This is a genomic window from Niallia sp. WK069_GA_01 (assembly GCF_983173855.1).
Map to the genome: position 1 here is coordinate 2,361,223 of NZ_OZ470138.1, position 17,064 is coordinate 2,378,286.

Below are 17,064 nucleotides of genomic sequence, written 5' to 3' on the forward strand. Positions count from 1 at the left end.
AAGTGTAGTAGACTGATAAAATCATAGTTAAGAGTGTCTCATAAGACTTGTCTCAAAAATGAGGTGATAGTTTGCGAAAAATCGGCTATATACGTGTCAGTTCAACTAGCCAAAATCCTTCAAGGCAATTTCAGCAATTAAACGAAATCGGAATGGATATTATTTTTGAAGAAAAAGTTTCTGGAGCAACAAAGGACCGTGAGCAACTTCAAAAAATGTTAGAGGATATACAGGAAGGTGACATTATTTATGTTACAGATTTAACTCGAATCACTCGAAGTACTCAGGATTTGTTTGAATTAATAGATTTAATACGAAGTAAAAATGCCAGCTTAAAGTCCCTAAAGGATACATGGCTAGATTTATCAGAAGATAATCCCTACAGCCAATTCTTAATTACGGTAATGGCTGGTGTTAACCAATTAGAGCGAGACCTTATTCGAATGCGACAACGTGAAGGGATTGAGCTGGCTAAGAAAGAGGGGAAGTTTAAAGGCCGATTAAAGAAGTATCATAAAAATCATGCAGGAATGAATTATGCAGTTAAGCTATATAAAGAAGGAAATATGACTGTAAATCAAATTTGTGAAATTACAAATGTGTCTAGAGCTTCATTATATAGAAAGCTATCAGAAGGGAACGAATAATCCTTCTTCATCCCAGAAAAGGGCCAAAAATGATAAATATTAATTTAATAATGTTGTTTTAGGCTTCAACCATCTTAGCGGAAGCTACTATATCGAAATCAAGTAGAAGGGGATTACTGCCCCATATCTACTTGATTTTTTTCGCATATGGGAACAAAATATGACTTTCTATAATGGTTTCATATTATGGAAATCTTACAAACTAGAAAAGGAGTTTTATAGTTTTTTAATTTTAAATATTTATATTTTACATACCTTCAATTCAAAAGGAGATATTAAAACTATCTATTAAAACTGGAGGATGAATTATGGAGGTTACAAAAAATACCCAATTACTTTCTACAGAAGATGCATTACTAATCAAAGGCTTTTATGCTCATTTGCTCAATCTTCCTAATCCTGAAAACAATAACACTTATGTAGAAAGAAATGTTCATTTATGAAAGCTAAACAAAATAATGAATATAAGTCACCTGTTGCCGCATTATTATGGTCAGTAACAATGGTGGGGTTTGGTCAATTTTATAATGGCCAATATATTTTTGGGTTTATGCTTTTAGTAAGCGAATTTGCGGTTAATATATTATCAAATTTGAACCTATCTATTCATCATTCTTTCCACGGAGACCTTATAACCGCACATGATATCGTAAATTACCAATGGGGATTATTCTATCCCTCTCTCTATGGCTTTTCCATTTGGCAAGCCTATAACAAGGCGTTAGTAATGAACTACCAGCGAAAGGAAAAAGAACCTCCTGAAAAAGTGTACCTGACAGGTTTTTGTATTGGTTTAGTTGTTGGAATGAATTTTGGAGTTTATTGGCACCATCATTTCCTTGATAATATCCCATTTTTTAAAGCGTTATCCAGCCCTGTATTTAACGGCCTTCTAATAGGAATAATCCTTGGATTTGTTGGTCATTTGATAGAAAAACAAAAAACTAAAGGATGATAAATATGCAGGATAAAATTGAAGAAATGGAAAAACTGGAAATTTTAATAAATCAATTTCAGGATCTTCATGAAGAGTACACAGGAGTATGGCTTGATGAGGTGTTTTTACATTGGGATTGGTGGATATCCTTAATTATATCAGTGGGTACTTGGATATTTTGGATTTTTTATCGAAAAAAAGAAAGTACTCATCGTCTTTTACATGCAGGTATTTTCGCTATGTTGATATCTATTATCCTTTGTTATATTGGTTCTGCGTTTGGTTTATGGTATTATACGGGTAAATTAACACCAACCTATCCTGCATGGTTCCCCTACAACTTGAGTTTGTTACCAGTAACTATTATGTTTTTAATTCAAACAAAGCCACATATAGCTTCATGGAAAAAAGGGATATTTTATGGTTTATTAACTGCATTTGTAGGCGAGCCTATTTTTGTATGGGCTGGTTTTTATGTTATGACGGGATGGGAGTATATTTACTCTGTTCCTATTTATGCTATTATTTTTATAGTTTGCGATTGGTTAACAAAAAGAGATACTTTTGAAAAAGTTTCTAAGTAATTCCTTTTGTTAAATTTAATACATTTTTAAATAATTTCCATCAAAGAATAAGCATCTTTATTTTTACACCGTTCCTTTTATGGCGGTGTAATTTTACGTTTACTGGCAAGACCCTAATTACTTTAAACGAATATTAGGTGTAAAATCAAAGGCTCTGCTGTTGTTCTAAGGCAAAAAGTGAGTTAATATCTGTCTTATTATGATAAGAAAACTGAAAAAGAGGGAAATTAGGTGAAATTATTGTTATGTAAGAAATGTAATCATATTTTTAGTCTCGCCTCACAAGAAAGAATTTGTGAGTGTAACGCAACTAAAGGTAGATATATCGATGAAATAAATGCTGTGTATTCTGGTGAATTTGTTGTCCCTTTAGGTTTTACAAATACTTCATTACTAAATGCAATTAAAAATCAACCCCAAACGGGATTAGGTGAACTATTTACTGCTTTTGTAATACCAAAAGATTGTTCTACTTTTATATATGAAAAAAATGATTAGGGGATTGAACCACAGGAAGGTCAAAAAATCGATCCCAAACAGAAAAAATAAACAGATTTAATTCATTAGCTGGAAGTGCAAAATAGGCAGGTGAGGACATTGAGCAGCTATAGGTGATATGATCCATTGGAGAACTAATTATGGTAAATATGATTAAAACGTACAGATATCTCAGATAACTAGATATCTAGTTACCTAAAAGTATATTTCTAATCTTTAAATAAATTTAATAAAATAAGGGAGGGGATCCTGAAAGTATGTATCCCAAAGTTAACATACGAAAGCCTAAAAAAGATAAAACCTTGCAACTAATGAAATTTAATAATGAAGATCATCATTAAAACAAGACTTAGTACAATTCTTCACATATAATTCACCAAATATAAAAATGGCTTTCCAATTAGAACCCCATTCAAAATTCATTAGTTGCCCTGAGTTTTCTCATTTTTTTGATTCCGCCAACTTACTTCTATCTTCCGCTAGTGGTGGTTGTTCAAGCCAGTTACTCTTTATCATTAAAGAAGTCCATTCGTTTGCTAATTTTAAACCGCCCATAATTGTCGACATATACTTTAGAGATAAATCTCGTCTTGGTGAAGCTGACAATCCTGTGCCGTAATAAGTCATTGCCGTGGAGACTAAAAATCCAATTTGGTACATCAATAGTTTTTCAGAAAAAGGTGAAACTGTAGAATTAGTAATTTCTGCATCAAATAATGGTGGACTTGGAAGATTTTCTTTACTTAATACTTCGGTAAACGTGTTTATATGTTCATCCGCCGTTTTACTTGCCTTCTGTAAGAACTTTTTCATTTTATCAGATTTTACAACCTGACATGCTAGGACTGCGAAAGTCTTTGCAATTATGGTTTTTTTAGTATTAAAATAAATTTGTGTTATTTCAACACAGCTTACAGGTCTTTTTTCTCCAAGCCAACCAGATAAGAATTTCTTATCTACTATATATTCTGCTCTCGCAGGCGGATTTATCACAGGAGGACGGTAATACAGACCTTTTTCTTGTAATATATTCTTTGTACGATTACATAATTCAGTTGCACTAGCAAGACATTCAGTAAAATAATCACGAACATCCAACCGTGCAGATGTTGTTATTGCCCCACTGTACCCGTGCAAACCATGTAAAGACATGATATTTAAAAAGTTTAAACATAAAACATCGGAAAAAAGACGTGGCGAATTTGGTGTATAGTCGTTATCTGTAAAACCTATGGGTATCGGAAAATTTTCACTTTGTAAGAATTCTTGTATTCTTTCCAAATGTTTAGTACTAAGAGACAATGCGTATTCAAATACATCTAAAATATCTTTGTCTACAATATGTTCAACCATATGTTTATGAAAACAGATACTCGCCGTTTCGTTAATATACTGTGTCCATAGTGCGGCAATTTCAGCAGAAGTTAATTTTGCCAAATGTTCTGTATCCAATTTTATCACCTCATTACATAGGATTTCCTTTTTATCGTTTAAAATTCAGTCCTTGTTGGTAAAGGTATTAAAGCAACAATATTCGCTATGATTAACACCCTTCAAATTTATTCCTTTCATTGAGATCACCCCAATTCTAATATACCCAATTCGTAAATAATTAGTTTCAAGTGTGTTTTGTTTTTTGTATTTAAATGATGCAGTTTCAGCACAAAAGATTAAAGTAATTTTTGAACCTTGTACCTTATAAAACTCTGCAATAAAGAGAATAATATCTAAAAAAGGAGGTAGCAATTTGTATATTAAGTATTCGCTAGGGTTTTTGATTGGTTCTTTAATCCGAGCTGGTATCGTTATGTTGGCAGAAAATATTGGGATATCTCAAATGGGAGCAAAATTAACTGCCTTTCAGCTATTAACTCACATTCTTGCAGGCCAAGTAGCCGGATATATTTTGCTATTCATTATAAGGAAAGTAGAATTTGTCCAACAATTGAATACTTTTGTTACTGGGGTAATTTGGGGAGTGATTATTTGGGCTATTGTAATTCCTCTAAACGCTTCACAGGGAAAAGTTACATTACCTTGGGAGGCAGGAATAGGAACTGTAATTTCAAGTCTCTTGGCATTTATCATTTTTGGTATCATTGTTACATTCACCATCAAACGCTATGGATTCGAAAATAGAGTTGTAAGAGACCCCCAAACAACATAACTATTTAGAGTGCCTTTCTCAATATGAGAAAGGCATTTTTAAATAGTTTTATAAACGAAAATAGGATTTGATAAGCGATGCTATTACATTTATCGTTTATGTTTTTCTTTACAGCTCAAATTTTTGCTGTTATTATGTATGTTAGTGGTAACTTACATTTGGATTTTAAGTTATTATCACACCACTTACTGCGGGGGAGGAAATGAAGGAATATGCTGAAACGGATTGCAAGTTTATTACAAAATTTTCCGATAAAGTCAATATTCATCACAATTATCATTGTCATATTATTGGTAATCGGAGTAAAGAATGTACACATGGCCACAGGGAATGATACGTTAGTAAAAAGTAGTACAGATGTGTATCAGGACAACTTAATGTTAGAAGAAGAGTTTGGTGGGGAATCTGTTATCGTATTATATGAATCAGATAATTTACTCACTCCTGAAAATTTAGCTCATATGAAAGGGCTTGAGAGTGCTATACAAATGAATGATTCAATTTACAGTATTTTAAGCCCAGTCACTCTTGTAGAGGAAATTGCAAATAAACAAAGTGAGAATTTTCAAGAAGGTATAGTAGAAGTTATTGATGGATTAGATACGATGGGAAATAAATTAATCGAGATTGGTACAGAAATGGGTGAAAACGCTCAAGGTAATCAAGAACTTGAATTCCCACAACAAGATGGCTTAGAATTGCCAGACCTTGGGGGGGAAGGGATTGAACTACCCGAATTTGATAGTCCAGAGTTACCAGAGTTTGGTGAGATACAGCTTCCAGACATAGAAGGACAACTTGCTGAGTTAAATCAAGGATTTTCCAAATTAATAGATGCTCAGGAAAATTTAGGTGATGGTACAGAAAATCTTATTAACGGATATGTCCAATTTGGAACGAAAACGAAGGAATTAGCTGAAAATCTGAGTGTTCTAGCTAATCAAATAGAAGAAAATCCTGAGCAAGCAAAACAACTACAGGAAGTTAGTGTTGGACTAAATCAACTGTCACAACAAATGGTAGAAGTATCAGAAAATACTACTCGGCTTCCAGAGATTTCTACGCAAACGATTAATGGACTTCAAAATATGCAAGAAAAGTTAAGCGATCAATTAAATGAGCAGAAGAAACAACAGGAACAAATGCAGAAAGAACAAAATCAGATGCAGGCTGAAATGGAGGAAAGGTTAAAGCAGGAGCAAGCTGAAAAAGAAGCAAAAATGCAGGAAGAAATGCAAAGACAACAAAAACAAAAGCAGAAAAATATAGAAGAAAAAATGATTGCTCAGCAGAATGAAAAAGAAAAAGAAATGCAGGAATTTAAAGAAAAGATGGAAGGGAAGTTAGGTGAACAAGCAAAAAATTTAGGTACTCTGTCTGAAGGTTTAACGGAAATGGGTGAAAATTTACTAACAATTAGTGAAAATATGGAAACAATCCATAGTTATTCAGATATTATGAAACCCGGACTACCGACAAAACAAGCAACTCTAGATAATATGGTTTATGACAATGGTGAACTTCGGTCAATGTTTAAAGAAGTCATAGTGGATGATAGGCATATGATCATGATGATACGGTTTGAAGGAGATACAACAGATGTAGAGAAAAGTGAAGTTGTTTCCACAATCAATGATTATTTAGATAAAGAAAAGATGGATAACGTAGAAACCATTGTTTCTGGTAAACCAGTACTTGATAATGGTATTCGCTTATCTATGCAAGAAAGTATTCAAAAAATGATGGGACTTGCCTTGTTAATCATGGTTTTTGTTTTATTTATTGTTTTTAAGGTTCAATGGAGATTAATGTCTTTACTGACTGTAATTATTGCGGTAATTGGAACAGTGGGTTTAATGGGATGGTTAAACATACCGATTACAATGGTATCTATGGCCGTTTTCCCTATTTTAATTGGACTTGGTATTGACTACGCCATTCAGTTTCAAAACCGTTATGCCGAAGAAATGCTAAAGGAGGATTCCGATGAATAGCAGCAAAAATAAAGCAAAGAAGAGTTTGCATAAAACAATAACAAAGATGTTGCCAGCGGTATTCACTGCGTTGGTTGCAACAGGGATAGGATTTGTCGCCCTTTACACATCCCCAGTACCGATGATTCAAGATTTTGGTAAAATGTTAACGATTGGCTTAATTGTAAGCTTCATTCTTGGTATTTTTCTATTAATTCCAGTTTTATTCATTAGGGATTATTTCTTTGAAAATACTAAAAAGATGAAGCAGCCAAAACATAATGAAAAAGTTACAGATTCAAGAATGAATAGAGCGCTTGATTGGATGACAGCAGGTGTTATTAAATTACGGTGGATCATTATTGCATTAGCTGTTATCGCTGCTTCTATTGGAATTTGGGTAGATCTTGATGCAGACGCAGAGACAGATGTGGAAACTTTCATGCCGCAGGACACACAGGAACTGAAAGATATTCATAAATTACGCGATGTTATGGGGACCACTGATCAGGTTTCTATTGTTTACGAAAGCGATGAACTTATTACAGATGAAGTAATGAAGTGGGTGAATAATCTAACAGAGACAATTGGCACGGAATTTCCAGAAGTTGTAGTAGAAACAAAGTCAATTACAGATATTGTTAAACAAATAAACGATGGGGAGCTTCCCGAAGATGAATCATTTAAGGAACAAATTGCAGAAATTCCAAGTGAGCAATTAAAGCTTTTCCTAAATGATTCTGAAACAAAAGGAGTCATAACAGTAGGAATTAAGCATTTGGAGGCAGAAAAGTTAAAACAATTTATTGATAACTTAGGCACTTATTTAGATAACAACGAATTGGATGCTGTTAAAACAACCATTACAGGAAAGGCAGTATTAGATGTAGAAATGATTGAAGGGCTGACAACAGGTAGATATCAAATGACATTACTCGGTATGGGGCTTGTTTTCCTTAGTCTGCTCATTATTTATCTCCATCCAGTCAAAGCGTTTATCCCATTGTTGCCAATTATATTCATCGTTGGTTGGTCTGGATTGATTATGTACTTTTTAGATATAAGTTACACTCCACTTACAGCAACGTTAGGTGCATTAATTATCGGGATTGGTACAGAGTTCACTGTGTTAATTATGGAACGATTTTATGAAGAAAGAGAGAAAGGTCTTCAAAGTAGGGAGGCAATCCAAACAACGAATACAAGTATTGGAAAGGCTATTTTCGCATCAGCCTTAACAACCATTGGTGGATTTAGTGCATTGCTCGTATCTGACTTTGTAATCTTGAATAACTTTGGTATGATGACCTTAATTAACATTTCACTTGCGCTATTTTCTACTTTTATTGTCATGCCACCAATCTTAATTATTTTGGACCGATTTATAAAGGTAAAGCAAGTAAAGAATATTTAGTAACCCTGTTACAAGAAAAATATCTTATGAAATATAATGAAGGTGATAAGAATTGCGTGATGTAACAGAACGAATAATTAAAGGTGCAATTTCAGTTTTTATTAAAAAAGGATTGCAAGCAACTACACAGGAAGTAGCAAAAGAAGCCGATGTTGCTGAGGTAACGTTATATCGGAGGTATTCCACCAAGGAAAACCTTTTTATTACAGTCATTAAAAACGTCTTGGAGAATAAGTTCCACTCTCATATTTTTGAAATGGCAAAAGAAGAAAAAACTGAGCTGTTTTTAATGAATATTATTGAGGATAGATTGGATATATTGTCTAAAAACTATGATTTGGTAAGAATGCTGCTATCCGAAAGTTTAAGAGGAAATTTAACAAATGAAATTAATTTACCTTATATAATTTTTTCGAGTCTACAAAAGGGTCTAGAAAGTCATTTCGAGCTTAAAGGTCAATCAGTGGACACGGAATTTTATGCAAGACAGTTGGGCGGGATATTTTTAAGCTATGTTATACTGCCTAATGAGAAACCATTCAACAAACTAAGTATTCAGGATAAAAAGGATATAGCAAGAAAATATGCAAAATCAATACTTTCAAGTATATAGGAAGGATTTACTATTTAGAATTCATAACAACAAAGAGGCTGTTAAAGCTGCAGGAGATAGTTTAGTTGTTTGTATCCAATAGATTGTTCAAAAGCCATCATATATAAAAGATGGCTTTTGATTATTGTAATTGGATTCGGTTTTTATTAATTATTGCCCAGAAGACAATTGTGTTTTCGTTTGTTGAATCACTTGTTGTGTTGCTGGAGCAGCTGGCTGATAATATCCTTTTTGCAATGCATATTCATATAAAGCTCTTTGACGGTTCTCATCTTGATTACGTAATTGTATAAGCGTCTGCCTTAATTGTGGGTTATTGGATTCACTAATATGAGTGGCGTATCCAGTTAAACTCGCATTTAATCCTGATAAATAATCATTTACCATATCTTTTTCTTGTAGCATTTCAGTTCCTCCTTATCCAAAGAAGCCTATTAATTGTTGTTGTGCTTGTCTTGCAGCCTGTGCATCTTTTTGAAACATTTCCTTTAATTGCGGATCTGTACAATTTTGCGCATAAGAATCCAGTTTGTTTGCAATCATTCCGTGGCTTCCTATAATATGACGAAGATTCTCCACTTCAAGCTCTGTTAAGTTATTCATTATACACGCTCCTTTACGCTTTTTTCCTTTTTAAGTTACCCTAATAGAGAAAAGTAATACGAACAAAAACAAAGCCAATGCATAGGGCAGGAACGCTCAAAAGGTAACTTTACCTTTGATGAAGGAAAAACGAAAATGTTTCTTTTTTTAAAGTTACATAAGTCAAGTACAAATTCCCCCTATAGTACATAGGATAATTTGATGAACTGTGAAGGGATTGAGAAAATGTACTACAACCCATATGTATATCAGTATCCTTATTATTTTAATGTACCAGTGTATAACTATGGAAGACAGTCTAGTTACTTTACTTCTCCTAATGGGATAGAGCAGATAAACAAATTTGATTCTTTTCGCTCCCCAAATGGCAGCGATAATTTTTTGTTAACAGATTATGGACAGAAACCATTTGTTGTCAATATCAATGAAGCATCAAAGCACAATAATGCATTCCGTACTGCTTTATGGACCGGAAAATATCTTCAAGTTACTTTAATGAGTATTAATGTTGGTGAAGATATTGGGTTGGAAATGCACTCAGACGTGGATCAATTCTTACGTCTTGAACAAGGTCAAGGAATTGTACGAATGGGGAATAGCCCGGATAATTTGAACTTCGAAAGAAGAGTATTTGATGACTCTGCTATTATGATACCGGCTGGAACATGGCATAATTTAATCAATACTGGCAATACTCCATTAAAACTTTATTCAATATATGCTCCACCTAATCATCCGTTTGGTACTGTTCATGTCACTAAAGAAGAAGCAATGACTGCAGAAGAAGCTCATCATTATGGCGAAGGAAATAGGGGGTTTTTAACTAAATCCCAGTTGAATGGATAAGGTACACAGAGTTCTTAGTCAAAGAAGCACGAGAAGAAGTTAACAGAGTAATAAATATCACCCACATTCTTCAAGAATTTACTTTCATCGGCGTTCATGTGGGGAAAGGGTATTCTCCTGAAAAAGCATATGAAACAGTAGAAGAATGGGAACGTACGGGAGAATCAAAGCTTCTTCAACAAAGCAAAAATATGTAATGCTGGTCTTATTGTAAAAGGGAGTTTCTCATTTTTGATGAAACTCCTATTTTATTTTGTTTTAAAGAATAGTCAAAATGGATAATAATTTAAAATAAGTACTTTTCAATAGGCATCTATAAAAATTTAGATAACAAGGTTGACATTTTACCCTATAGGGCATATTATTGGTCTTGTAACTGATTTTCAACAAGCTAAATCAATGGAAATTTATAAAAGGTAATCTGCAAACGTCGTTATCAATAACGACTAATTTATTGTCAAATATTATACCCATATGGGTATAATAAATACCAAATCGTAAATTTTTTTGTTGAAAGTAATAACGTAGGGGGTAAATGTATGATTCAAGCAAATCACCAATTAGATGCAAAAGGTTTAGCTTGTCCAATGCCAATTGTGAAAACCAAAAAAGCAATTACGGATCTTGAAGATGGTCAAGTATTGGAAGTTCAAGCTACAGACAAAGGATCTAAAGCTGATTTAGCAGCATGGGCAAGTACTGTTGGCCACCAATATCTAGGAACATTGGAAGAAGGCGATGTTCTTTATCATTACATTCGCAAAGGCTCTAATGAACCAGAAGTGGAAAAAACATTTGAACACACTGTTTCACTTGATGAAATTGAATCAGGTGACGGTTTAATTTTAGATGTACGCGAAGCAGCAGAATATGCATTTGGTCATATTCAAGGTGCAAAGTCCATTCCAATGGGTGAATTGGAATCACGCCTTGAAGAATTGGATAAAGAAAAAGAAATCTATGTGATCTGCCGTACAGGGAAACGTTCTGATTTGGCAGCACAACTACTAGCAAACAATGGTTTTAAAAAAACTTTTAACGTTCTACCGGGTATGAATGAATGGAACGGAAAAATAACAAAAGAAATCTAGGAGGAATTTACTATGTCAGAAAAAGTAGCTATTATCGCAGCAAACGGTGGAATGTTTGATGCATACAAAGTATTTAATATCGCAACAGCAGCAGCAGCTTCAGAAAAAGAGGTACAAATCTTCTTCACTTTTGAAGGATTAAACTTAATTCATAAACAAGCAATGCACGCATTAGAAATGCCAGCAGGAAAGGAACATTTTGCTGGAGGGTTTGAAAAAGCAAATGTTCCTACTATCCCACAACTAGTTGAGATGGCACAGGAACTAGGTGTTAAATTTATTGCATGTCAAATGACAATGGATGTTATGGGACTTACGAAAGAAGATTTCGTTGATGGCATAGAAGTTGGTGGAGCAGTAACATTCTTAGAATATGCAAAAGATGCATCACCAACATTAACTTTCTAATTAGATTATCAAACTTTATGCAGTGGAGAAATTCTCCACTGCAAAAAAATTATTAAAAATATACCTATGGGGGTAATTTGAATATGACTGTGAATAAATGGACAGCAGCAGAAGTTGCTCGGAAAGTAATTGATAATGAAGAATTATTTATTTTAGATGTTCGCAATCATGATGCATTTGAGGATTGGAAAATGGAAGGACATAAATTCGAGTATTTAAATATTCCTTACTTCGAATTATTAGATGGTGTAGATGAGATTTTACCTAAGCTTCCAACGAATAAGGAAGTATTAGTAGTATGTGCTAAGGAAGGATCTTCCGTTATGGTAGCAGAAATGCTTTCTGAGGCTGGTCGTGAAGTTGCATACCTTGAGGGCGGGATGAAGTCTTGGAGTAGTTATCTAGAACCAATTAAAGTTTCCGATTTAGAAAATGGTGGGGAGTTATACCAATTTGTTCGTTTAGGAAAAGGTTGTTTATCTTATATGGTAATTTCTGAGGGAGAAGCAGCTATTATTGATGCAGTACGTTTCACGGACGTATTCACAAACTTTGCGAAAGAAAAAGGAGTAGAAATCAAGCACGTATTTGATACACACCTACACGCAGATCATATTTCAGGTGGACGTCATATTGCAGCAAATACAGAAGCAACTTACTATCTACCACCAAAAGATGCGACAGAGGTAGTGTTTGATTACACGCCTCTTACAGAAGGATTAAATGTAAAAATTGGTGCATCTCAAATTGATGTAAATGCACTTTATTCACCGGGTCATACCATTGGTTCTACTTCATTTGTTATCGACAATCAGTTCTTGTTAACAGGTGATATTTTATTTATCGACTCAATTGGTCGTCCCGATTTAGCAGGACTTGCGGAAGATTGGGTAGGTGACTTACGAGAAACATTATATTCCCGTTATCGTGAACTAGCTGAAGACCTAGTGGTGTTACCTGCACATTTCATGATTATTGATGAGTTAAATGAAGATGGTACAGTGGCTAGAAGATTAGGTGATTTGTTTAAAGAGAATCATGGATTAAACATCGAGGATGAAGTGGAATTCCGTCGTACTGTTACAGATAACTTACCACCACAGCCAAATGCGTATGAACAAATTCGACAGGTAAATATGGGGAAAATCACACCTAATAATGACGAACAAACAGAAATGGAAATCGGTCCAAACCGTTGTGCAGTTCGCTAATTAATAGAAAAAATAAAATGGGGGTAAATCAAATGAACATTACAAAAACATTAGATGCAAAAGGCTTAGCATGTCCTATGCCAATTGTAAAAACTAAAAAAGCAATGGATACGATTAACTCTGGTGAAGTACTTGAAGTGCTTCTAACAGATAAGGGTGCTTTAAACGATATCCCAGTATGGGCAAAATCAGGTGGCCATAACGTATTAGAACAAAAAACAGAAGAGGATGTTCTGTACTTCTATATTCAAAAAGGTTAAGGAAAACCAAATAGCGAGTAGCATGAACTACTCGCTATTCTAAATTTGAAGGAAGGTTTGGCAATGGATTTAACTTTTATCATCGTCATATTTACGATTGGATTTATTGGCTCCTTTTTATCTGGGATGTTAGGTGTTGGCGGCTCCATCATTAAGTATCCCATGCTATTGTATATTCCCCCTTTATTCGGACTAGTAGCATTTACAGCTCATGAGGTTTCTGGAATAAGTGCAGTACAAGTACTGTTTGCTTCCATTGCAGGTGTATGGGCATATCGAAAAGGTGGATACCTAAACAAGCAGCTCATCATTTATATGGGCGGAGCTATCCTAATTGGGAGTTTAATTGGTAGTTATGGATCGAGTTTCTTATCCGAGCAAGCAGTGAATGTCGTGTATGGTATTCTAGCTGTGATTGCAGCTGTTATGATGTTTGTACCAAAGAAACAAATGGACGATGTACCATTAAATGATGTTACTTTCAACAAGCCACTAGCGGCAATATTAGCATTAATTGTGGGAATAGCATCTGGTATAGTCGGCGCGGCAGGAGGATTTTTACTTGTACCAATCATGCTTACGATTTTGCACATTCCAACACGCATGACGATTGCAACAAGTTTAGCAGTAACGTTCATTTCTTCCATCGGGGGAAGTGTTGGTAAACTTGTTACTGGACAAGTAGATTATTGGCCTGCTGCTATTATGATTGTGGCAAGTTTATTAGCAGCACCACTTGGAGCAAAAGTAGGAAAGAGAATGAATACCCGAATTTTACAAGTGATATTAGCACTTATGATTGCAGGTACTGCTATTAAAATTTGGACAGATATTTTGACTTAAATAATTTTCAAACCTCAAGATACATTGGAAAAACAGAAGATAATAAAGGAGATGCAATTTGATGAAAAGTATATCGGCAGTAGAGATACAAGAGAAAATAAAAGATGGAGAAAAGGTTCATATTATTGATGTTCGGGAGGATGTTGAAGTTGCAGAGGGAAAAATTCCAGAAGCGAAGCATATTCCTTTGGGAGATATACCAGACTCTTTAGAAAAACTTGATAAAGATAAACATTATTACATGGTTTGTCGATCTGGTGGAAGAAGCTCAAGTGCATGTGAATTTTTAAACAATGAAGGCTACAATGTTACTAATATGACTGGCGGAATGTTAGCATGGCAAGGTGAAATAGAATAGGAGGCTTGAATATGGGGAAAAAAGTACTGATTGTTGGTGGAGTTGCTGGTGGAGCTTCAGTCGCTGCACGTGTCAGAAGATTAGATGAAAGTGCAGAAATCATTATGTTTGAAAAAGGTCCTCATGTATCTTTTTCGAACTGTTCATTACCTTATCATTTAAGTGGTATTGTAGAAGATAGCGAAAAACTTGTTTTGATGTCTCCCGATATCTTTAAGAATCGCTACAATATTGAAGCTAGGGTACAACAAGAGGTTATTCGAATTAATCGGGATAAGAAAACAATCACTGTTAAAGATTTGATCTCAGATAAAACATACGAAGAGGGCTATGATAAATTGGTGCTTTCTCCCGGTGCTTTACCTATTCGACCAAATTTGGAAGGCATAGACAATTCTAATGTTTTTACGGTACGTAACGTAGTCGATATTGAGAAAATTAATTCATATATCAAGCAAAAAAGTATTAAGGATATTGCTGTCATCGGTGGCGGCTTTATTGGAGTAGAGGTTGCAGAAAACCTACAACTTGCGAACTATAATGTAACCTTAGTTGAATTCGCAAATCAAGTCATGGCGCCATTTGATTATGATATGGCACAAATCCTTCATAAAGAAATGGTGGATCACGGTGTTGAACTTATTCTAGATGATGGGTTAGCTAAAATTTCTGATGGATATATAACAACAAACTCCGGTAAAAAAGTTGATGCACAGGCAGTAGTATTAGCGATTGGAGTAAAACCTGAAACGAGTTTGGCAAAAGAAGCTGGTCTTGAAATCGGCGAAACAGGTGCTATTAAAGTTGATTCAAATTATTTAACAAGTGATAAAGATATTTATGCAGTTGGGGATGCCATTGAAGTGTATCATCGTTTGTTACAAAAACAAACAAGACTAGCACTAGCTGGCCCAGCCCAAAAACAAGCCAGAGCAGCTGCAGACCATATGTATGGAATTCCAAATAGAAATATCGGTGTAATAGGATCATCATCCATCCATCTTTTTGATCTCAATGCAGCATCTACTGGACTTAATGCAAGAACAGCTGAGCAAGCGGGAATGATGTACGATTATGTTTACTTAATGCCGGGAGATAAAGTGGGACTCATGCCGAACAGCTATCCGATGCATTTTAAATTGGTTTATGAATACCCAACAGGTCGAATTTTAGGTGCGCAGGCAATTGGTAAAGGAAATGTGGATAAACGAATCGATGTTATTGCAACCATGATTACAATGAATGGTACGTTGGAAGATTTAAAAGATCTAGAATTGACCTACTCACCAATGCTAGGAACGGCTAAAGATGTCGTTAATCATGCCGGTTTAGTAGGGCTAAACCTACTACAAGGCAGATACAAAGAAGTCAAAGTTTCCCAAGTTCGAGAACTGGTAGAAAGTAATGCTTTTATTATTGATGCACGAGAACAAGATGAATATAATGCAGGTCATTTTAAAAACGCAGTTAATATTCCTTTAAGTGAGTTTAGACAGAGACTTGATGAAATTCCAAAAGATCAACCTGTTTACATTCACTGTCGTTCAGGTCAAAGAAGTTATAATGTGGTAATGGCATTACAAAATTTAGGATATGAGAATGTTTACAACATTTCTGGTTCCTATTTGGGTGTAAATCTTTATGAATACTTTAATGATTTAGTTACTGGTAGAGAAAGAATAGTAACTGTTTATAATTTTAAATAGATTGACTTAAAATCTGATGAATATTATTTAACAGTAATGAAACGGGGGTACATTATTTGGTGTATCCTCCATTTATTTTCTATTCTCATGATATGTATAAGTTTTATTAAAGAAAGCAAAAGTGACTAATAGAAAATAATATTGAAATCTTGACAATATACCTAATGGGGTATATTATTATTTATGTAATCCTTATTAAAAGGTGATCAATTATGATTATATATTTACTAAGTGCAGTTATTGTTTTATTATGTTATGAATTATTTAGAAGGTACTTCCCAATTAAGGGGATAATTTGTAAGAATAGAATTGGCGAAAAGGATATCGTTATATTAGATTTAAGAGATTACAACGAAAAAGGAACCTTAAAGAATGTGGCAATGCAGATACCTTACCCTTATTTGAGAAGACACTACAGTGAGATTCCGGATCAGTCACTTCATGTTGTAGCGAGTGATCGAATGGATATTAATCTAGGGGTGAGATTTTTATTAAGAAAAGGATATAGTGTTAGTAGTTTCGAGATTATAGGTTGTGCATGTAAAGGAGGAATAATAGATGGAGTATGATAAATCTGTTATAAATCGTTTAAAACGTATTGAAGGTCAAATTAGAGGCGTATTAAATATGATTGAGCAAAATAAAGATTGTAGGGAAGTAATTACTCAATTATCAGCATCGCGTACTGGTATTGATCGTACAATTGGATTAATTGTAAGCATGAATTTAGAACAATGTGTTCGAGAGAATATTGAAAATGGTGAAGACACGAAAGAACTTGTAAAAGAAGCAGTAAATTTATTAGTGAAAAGTAGATAAAGGTTCTAACAATTTTCTTACTAAAAGGAAATTTAACAGCCTTTTTCTTTTTAAATAAAATATACCCCATCGGGTATATGGTTGAG

General features: G+C 34.3%; 22 protein-coding genes. 19 read left to right on the forward strand and 3 right to left on the reverse strand.

Going from position 1 to position 17,064, the window contains the following annotated elements:
• The first annotated feature begins 71 nt into the window (after positions 1-71).
• The 5 genes from AC5LWL_RS11255 to AC5LWL_RS11275 all read left to right on the forward strand — a co-directional run bounded on the left by AC5LWL_RS11255 (position 72) and on the right by AC5LWL_RS11275 (position 2,666).
• Positions 72-647 (forward strand): recombinase family protein, encoded by a 576-nt coding sequence (locus tag AC5LWL_RS11255; RefSeq protein WP_379596707.1) that lies wholly within the window; start codon positions 72-74, stop codon positions 645-647.
• 308 nt (positions 648-955) lie between these two features.
• Positions 956-1,090 carry a hypothetical protein gene (locus AC5LWL_RS11260; protein ID WP_379596705.1) on the forward strand — a complete coding sequence of 45 codons (135 nt, stop codon included), beginning with the start codon at positions 956-958 and terminating at the stop codon, positions 1,088-1,090.
• Positions 1,087-1,602: a hypothetical protein gene (locus AC5LWL_RS11265; protein ID WP_379596703.1), complete on the forward strand. Its 516-nt coding sequence runs from the start codon at positions 1,087-1,089 to the stop codon at positions 1,600-1,602. Before AC5LWL_RS11260 ends, AC5LWL_RS11265 begins: the two co-directional genes overlap by 4 nt.
• Before the next feature lie 5 nt (positions 1,603-1,607).
• Complete coding sequence (locus AC5LWL_RS11270; protein WP_493434394.1) at positions 1,608-2,168, forward strand: CBO0543 family protein; 561 nt, start codon at positions 1,608-1,610, stop codon at positions 2,166-2,168.
• Between the two features lie 231 nt (positions 2,169-2,399).
• Complete coding sequence (locus AC5LWL_RS11275; RefSeq protein ID WP_379595821.1) at positions 2,400-2,666, forward strand: hypothetical protein; 267 nt, start codon at positions 2,400-2,402, stop codon at positions 2,664-2,666.
• Positions 2,667-3,107: 441 nt separating this feature from the next.
• On the opposite strand, the gene AC5LWL_RS11280 is transcribed toward AC5LWL_RS11275, so the two are convergent.
• A complete protein-coding gene (locus AC5LWL_RS11280; protein ID WP_493434395.1) occupies positions 3,108-4,118 on the reverse strand; it encodes a DUF3231 family protein in 1,011 nt (336 codons plus the stop codon).
• Positions 4,119-4,413: 295 nt separating this feature from the next.
• Here AC5LWL_RS11280 and AC5LWL_RS11285 point away from each other — a divergent pair, with 295 nt between their 5' ends.
• The 4 genes from AC5LWL_RS11285 (at position 4,414) to AC5LWL_RS11300 (ending at position 8,833) form a co-directional block, all read left to right on the forward strand.
• On the forward strand, positions 4,414-4,833 hold the full coding sequence (locus AC5LWL_RS11285) for a hypothetical protein (RefSeq protein ID WP_493434396.1): 420 nt from the start codon (positions 4,414-4,416) through the stop codon (positions 4,831-4,833).
• Between the two features lie 212 nt (positions 4,834-5,045).
• On the forward strand, positions 5,046-6,827 hold the full coding sequence (locus AC5LWL_RS11290) for an MMPL family transporter (protein ID WP_493434397.1): 1,782 nt from the start codon (positions 5,046-5,048) through the stop codon (positions 6,825-6,827).
• On the forward strand, positions 6,820-8,220 hold the full coding sequence (locus AC5LWL_RS11295; RefSeq protein ID WP_493434398.1) for an efflux RND transporter permease subunit: 1,401 nt from the start codon (positions 6,820-6,822) through the stop codon (positions 8,218-8,220). The genes AC5LWL_RS11290 and AC5LWL_RS11295 overlap by 8 nt, the downstream gene beginning before the upstream one ends.
• Before the next feature lie 52 nt (positions 8,221-8,272).
• Positions 8,273-8,833 carry a TetR/AcrR family transcriptional regulator gene (locus AC5LWL_RS11300; RefSeq protein ID WP_379595811.1) on the forward strand — a complete coding sequence of 187 codons (561 nt, stop codon included), beginning with the start codon at positions 8,273-8,275 and terminating at the stop codon, positions 8,831-8,833.
• Positions 8,834-8,983: 150 nt separating this feature from the next.
• On the opposite strand, the gene AC5LWL_RS11305 is transcribed toward AC5LWL_RS11300, so the two are convergent.
• Together AC5LWL_RS11305 and AC5LWL_RS11310 are read right to left on the reverse strand one after the other, a co-directional pair.
• A complete protein-coding gene (locus AC5LWL_RS11305; protein WP_379595809.1) occupies positions 8,984-9,238 on the reverse strand; it encodes a spore coat protein in 255 nt (84 codons plus the stop codon).
• Positions 9,239-9,250: 12 nt separating this feature from the next.
• Positions 9,251-9,436 carry a hypothetical protein gene (locus AC5LWL_RS11310; protein ID WP_379595807.1) on the reverse strand — a complete coding sequence of 62 codons (186 nt, stop codon included), beginning with the start codon at positions 9,434-9,436 and terminating at the stop codon, positions 9,251-9,253.
• 225 nt (positions 9,437-9,661) lie between these two features.
• Here AC5LWL_RS11310 and AC5LWL_RS11315 point away from each other — a divergent pair, with 225 nt between their 5' ends.
• The 10 genes from AC5LWL_RS11315 to AC5LWL_RS11360 all read left to right on the forward strand — a co-directional run bounded on the left by AC5LWL_RS11315 (position 9,662) and on the right by AC5LWL_RS11360 (position 16,978).
• Positions 9,662-10,282 carry a cupin domain-containing protein gene (locus AC5LWL_RS11315; RefSeq protein WP_493436595.1) on the forward strand — a complete coding sequence of 207 codons (621 nt, stop codon included), beginning with the start codon at positions 9,662-9,664 and terminating at the stop codon, positions 10,280-10,282.
• Positions 10,283-10,821: 539 nt separating this feature from the next.
• Positions 10,822-11,373 carry a sulfurtransferase TusA family protein gene (locus AC5LWL_RS11320; RefSeq protein ID WP_379595805.1) on the forward strand — a complete coding sequence of 184 codons (552 nt, stop codon included), beginning with the start codon at positions 10,822-10,824 and terminating at the stop codon, positions 11,371-11,373.
• Positions 11,374-11,385: 12 nt separating this feature from the next.
• Entirely contained in the window at positions 11,386-11,781 is a 396-nt protein-coding gene (locus tag AC5LWL_RS11325; RefSeq protein WP_379595803.1) for a DsrE/DsrF/DrsH-like family protein, read from the forward strand.
• Between the two features lie 83 nt (positions 11,782-11,864).
• Positions 11,865-12,992: an MBL fold metallo-hydrolase gene (locus tag AC5LWL_RS11330; protein WP_379595801.1), complete on the forward strand. Its 1,128-nt coding sequence runs from the start codon at positions 11,865-11,867 to the stop codon at positions 12,990-12,992.
• A gap of 32 nt (positions 12,993-13,024) precedes the next feature.
• A complete protein-coding gene (locus tag AC5LWL_RS11335) occupies positions 13,025-13,252 on the forward strand; it encodes a sulfurtransferase TusA family protein (protein ID WP_379595799.1) in 228 nt (75 codons plus the stop codon).
• Positions 13,253-13,315: 63 nt separating this feature from the next.
• Positions 13,316-14,095 carry a sulfite exporter TauE/SafE family protein gene (locus AC5LWL_RS11340; protein ID WP_379595797.1) on the forward strand — a complete coding sequence of 260 codons (780 nt, stop codon included), beginning with the start codon at positions 13,316-13,318 and terminating at the stop codon, positions 14,093-14,095.
• Between the two features lie 61 nt (positions 14,096-14,156).
• A complete protein-coding gene (locus AC5LWL_RS11345) occupies positions 14,157-14,453 on the forward strand; it encodes a rhodanese-like domain-containing protein (protein WP_379595795.1) in 297 nt (98 codons plus the stop codon).
• 11 nt (positions 14,454-14,464) lie between these two features.
• The gene (locus tag AC5LWL_RS11350) at positions 14,465-16,159 is read left to right on the forward strand and encodes an FAD-dependent oxidoreductase (RefSeq protein WP_493434399.1); all 1,695 of its coding nucleotides are present in this window, start codon (positions 14,465-14,467) and stop codon (positions 16,157-16,159) included.
• 212 nt (positions 16,160-16,371) lie between these two features.
• Positions 16,372-16,728 (forward strand): sulfurtransferase, encoded by a 357-nt coding sequence (locus tag AC5LWL_RS11355; protein ID WP_379595793.1) that lies wholly within the window; start codon positions 16,372-16,374, stop codon positions 16,726-16,728.
• On the forward strand, positions 16,718-16,978 hold the full coding sequence (locus tag AC5LWL_RS11360) for a metal-sensitive transcriptional regulator (protein WP_088051596.1): 261 nt from the start codon (positions 16,718-16,720) through the stop codon (positions 16,976-16,978). Before AC5LWL_RS11355 ends, AC5LWL_RS11360 begins: the two co-directional genes overlap by 11 nt.
• The last annotated feature ends 86 nt before the right edge of the window (positions 16,979-17,064 follow it).

What these genes read in the sequence shown, in the direction of transcription:
- AC5LWL_RS11260 (WP_379596705.1), top strand. Translation starts at nt 956, where the DNA reads ATGGAGGTTACAAAAAATACCCAATTACTTTCTACAGAAGATGCATTA.
- AC5LWL_RS11265 (WP_379596703.1), top strand. Translation starts at nt 1,087, where the DNA reads ATGAAAGCTAAACAAAATAATGAATATAAGTCACCTGTTGCCGCATTA.
- AC5LWL_RS11270 (WP_493434394.1), top strand. Translation starts at nt 1,608, where the DNA reads ATGCAGGATAAAATTGAAGAAATGGAAAAACTGGAAATTTTAATAAAT.
- AC5LWL_RS11290 (WP_493434397.1), top strand. Translation starts at nt 5,046, where the DNA reads ATGCTGAAACGGATTGCAAGTTTATTACAAAATTTTCCGATAAAGTCA.
- AC5LWL_RS11295 (WP_493434398.1), top strand. Translation starts at nt 6,820, where the DNA reads ATGAATAGCAGCAAAAATAAAGCAAAGAAGAGTTTGCATAAAACAATA.
- AC5LWL_RS11305 (WP_379595809.1), bottom strand. Translation starts at nt 9,238, where the DNA reads ATGCTACAAGAAAAAGATATGGTAAATGATTATTTATCAGGATTAAAT.
- AC5LWL_RS11310 (WP_379595807.1), bottom strand. Translation starts at nt 9,436, where the DNA reads ATGAATAACTTAACAGAGCTTGAAGTGGAGAATCTTCGTCATATTATA.
- AC5LWL_RS11315 (WP_493436595.1), top strand. Translation starts at nt 9,662, where the DNA reads ATGTACTACAACCCATATGTATATCAGTATCCTTATTATTTTAATGTA.
- AC5LWL_RS11320 (WP_379595805.1), top strand. Translation starts at nt 10,822, where the DNA reads ATGATTCAAGCAAATCACCAATTAGATGCAAAAGGTTTAGCTTGTCCA.
- AC5LWL_RS11325 (WP_379595803.1), top strand. Translation starts at nt 11,386, where the DNA reads ATGTCAGAAAAAGTAGCTATTATCGCAGCAAACGGTGGAATGTTTGAT.
- AC5LWL_RS11330 (WP_379595801.1), top strand. Translation starts at nt 11,865, where the DNA reads ATGACTGTGAATAAATGGACAGCAGCAGAAGTTGCTCGGAAAGTAATT.
- AC5LWL_RS11335 (WP_379595799.1), top strand. Translation starts at nt 13,025, where the DNA reads ATGAACATTACAAAAACATTAGATGCAAAAGGCTTAGCATGTCCTATG.
- AC5LWL_RS11340 (WP_379595797.1), top strand. Translation starts at nt 13,316, where the DNA reads ATGGATTTAACTTTTATCATCGTCATATTTACGATTGGATTTATTGGC.
- AC5LWL_RS11345 (WP_379595795.1), top strand. Translation starts at nt 14,157, where the DNA reads ATGAAAAGTATATCGGCAGTAGAGATACAAGAGAAAATAAAAGATGGA.
- AC5LWL_RS11350 (WP_493434399.1), top strand. Translation starts at nt 14,465, where the DNA reads ATGGGGAAAAAAGTACTGATTGTTGGTGGAGTTGCTGGTGGAGCTTCA.
- AC5LWL_RS11355 (WP_379595793.1), top strand. Translation starts at nt 16,372, where the DNA reads ATGATTATATATTTACTAAGTGCAGTTATTGTTTTATTATGTTATGAA.
- AC5LWL_RS11360 (WP_088051596.1), top strand. Translation starts at nt 16,718, where the DNA reads ATGGAGTATGATAAATCTGTTATAAATCGTTTAAAACGTATTGAAGGT.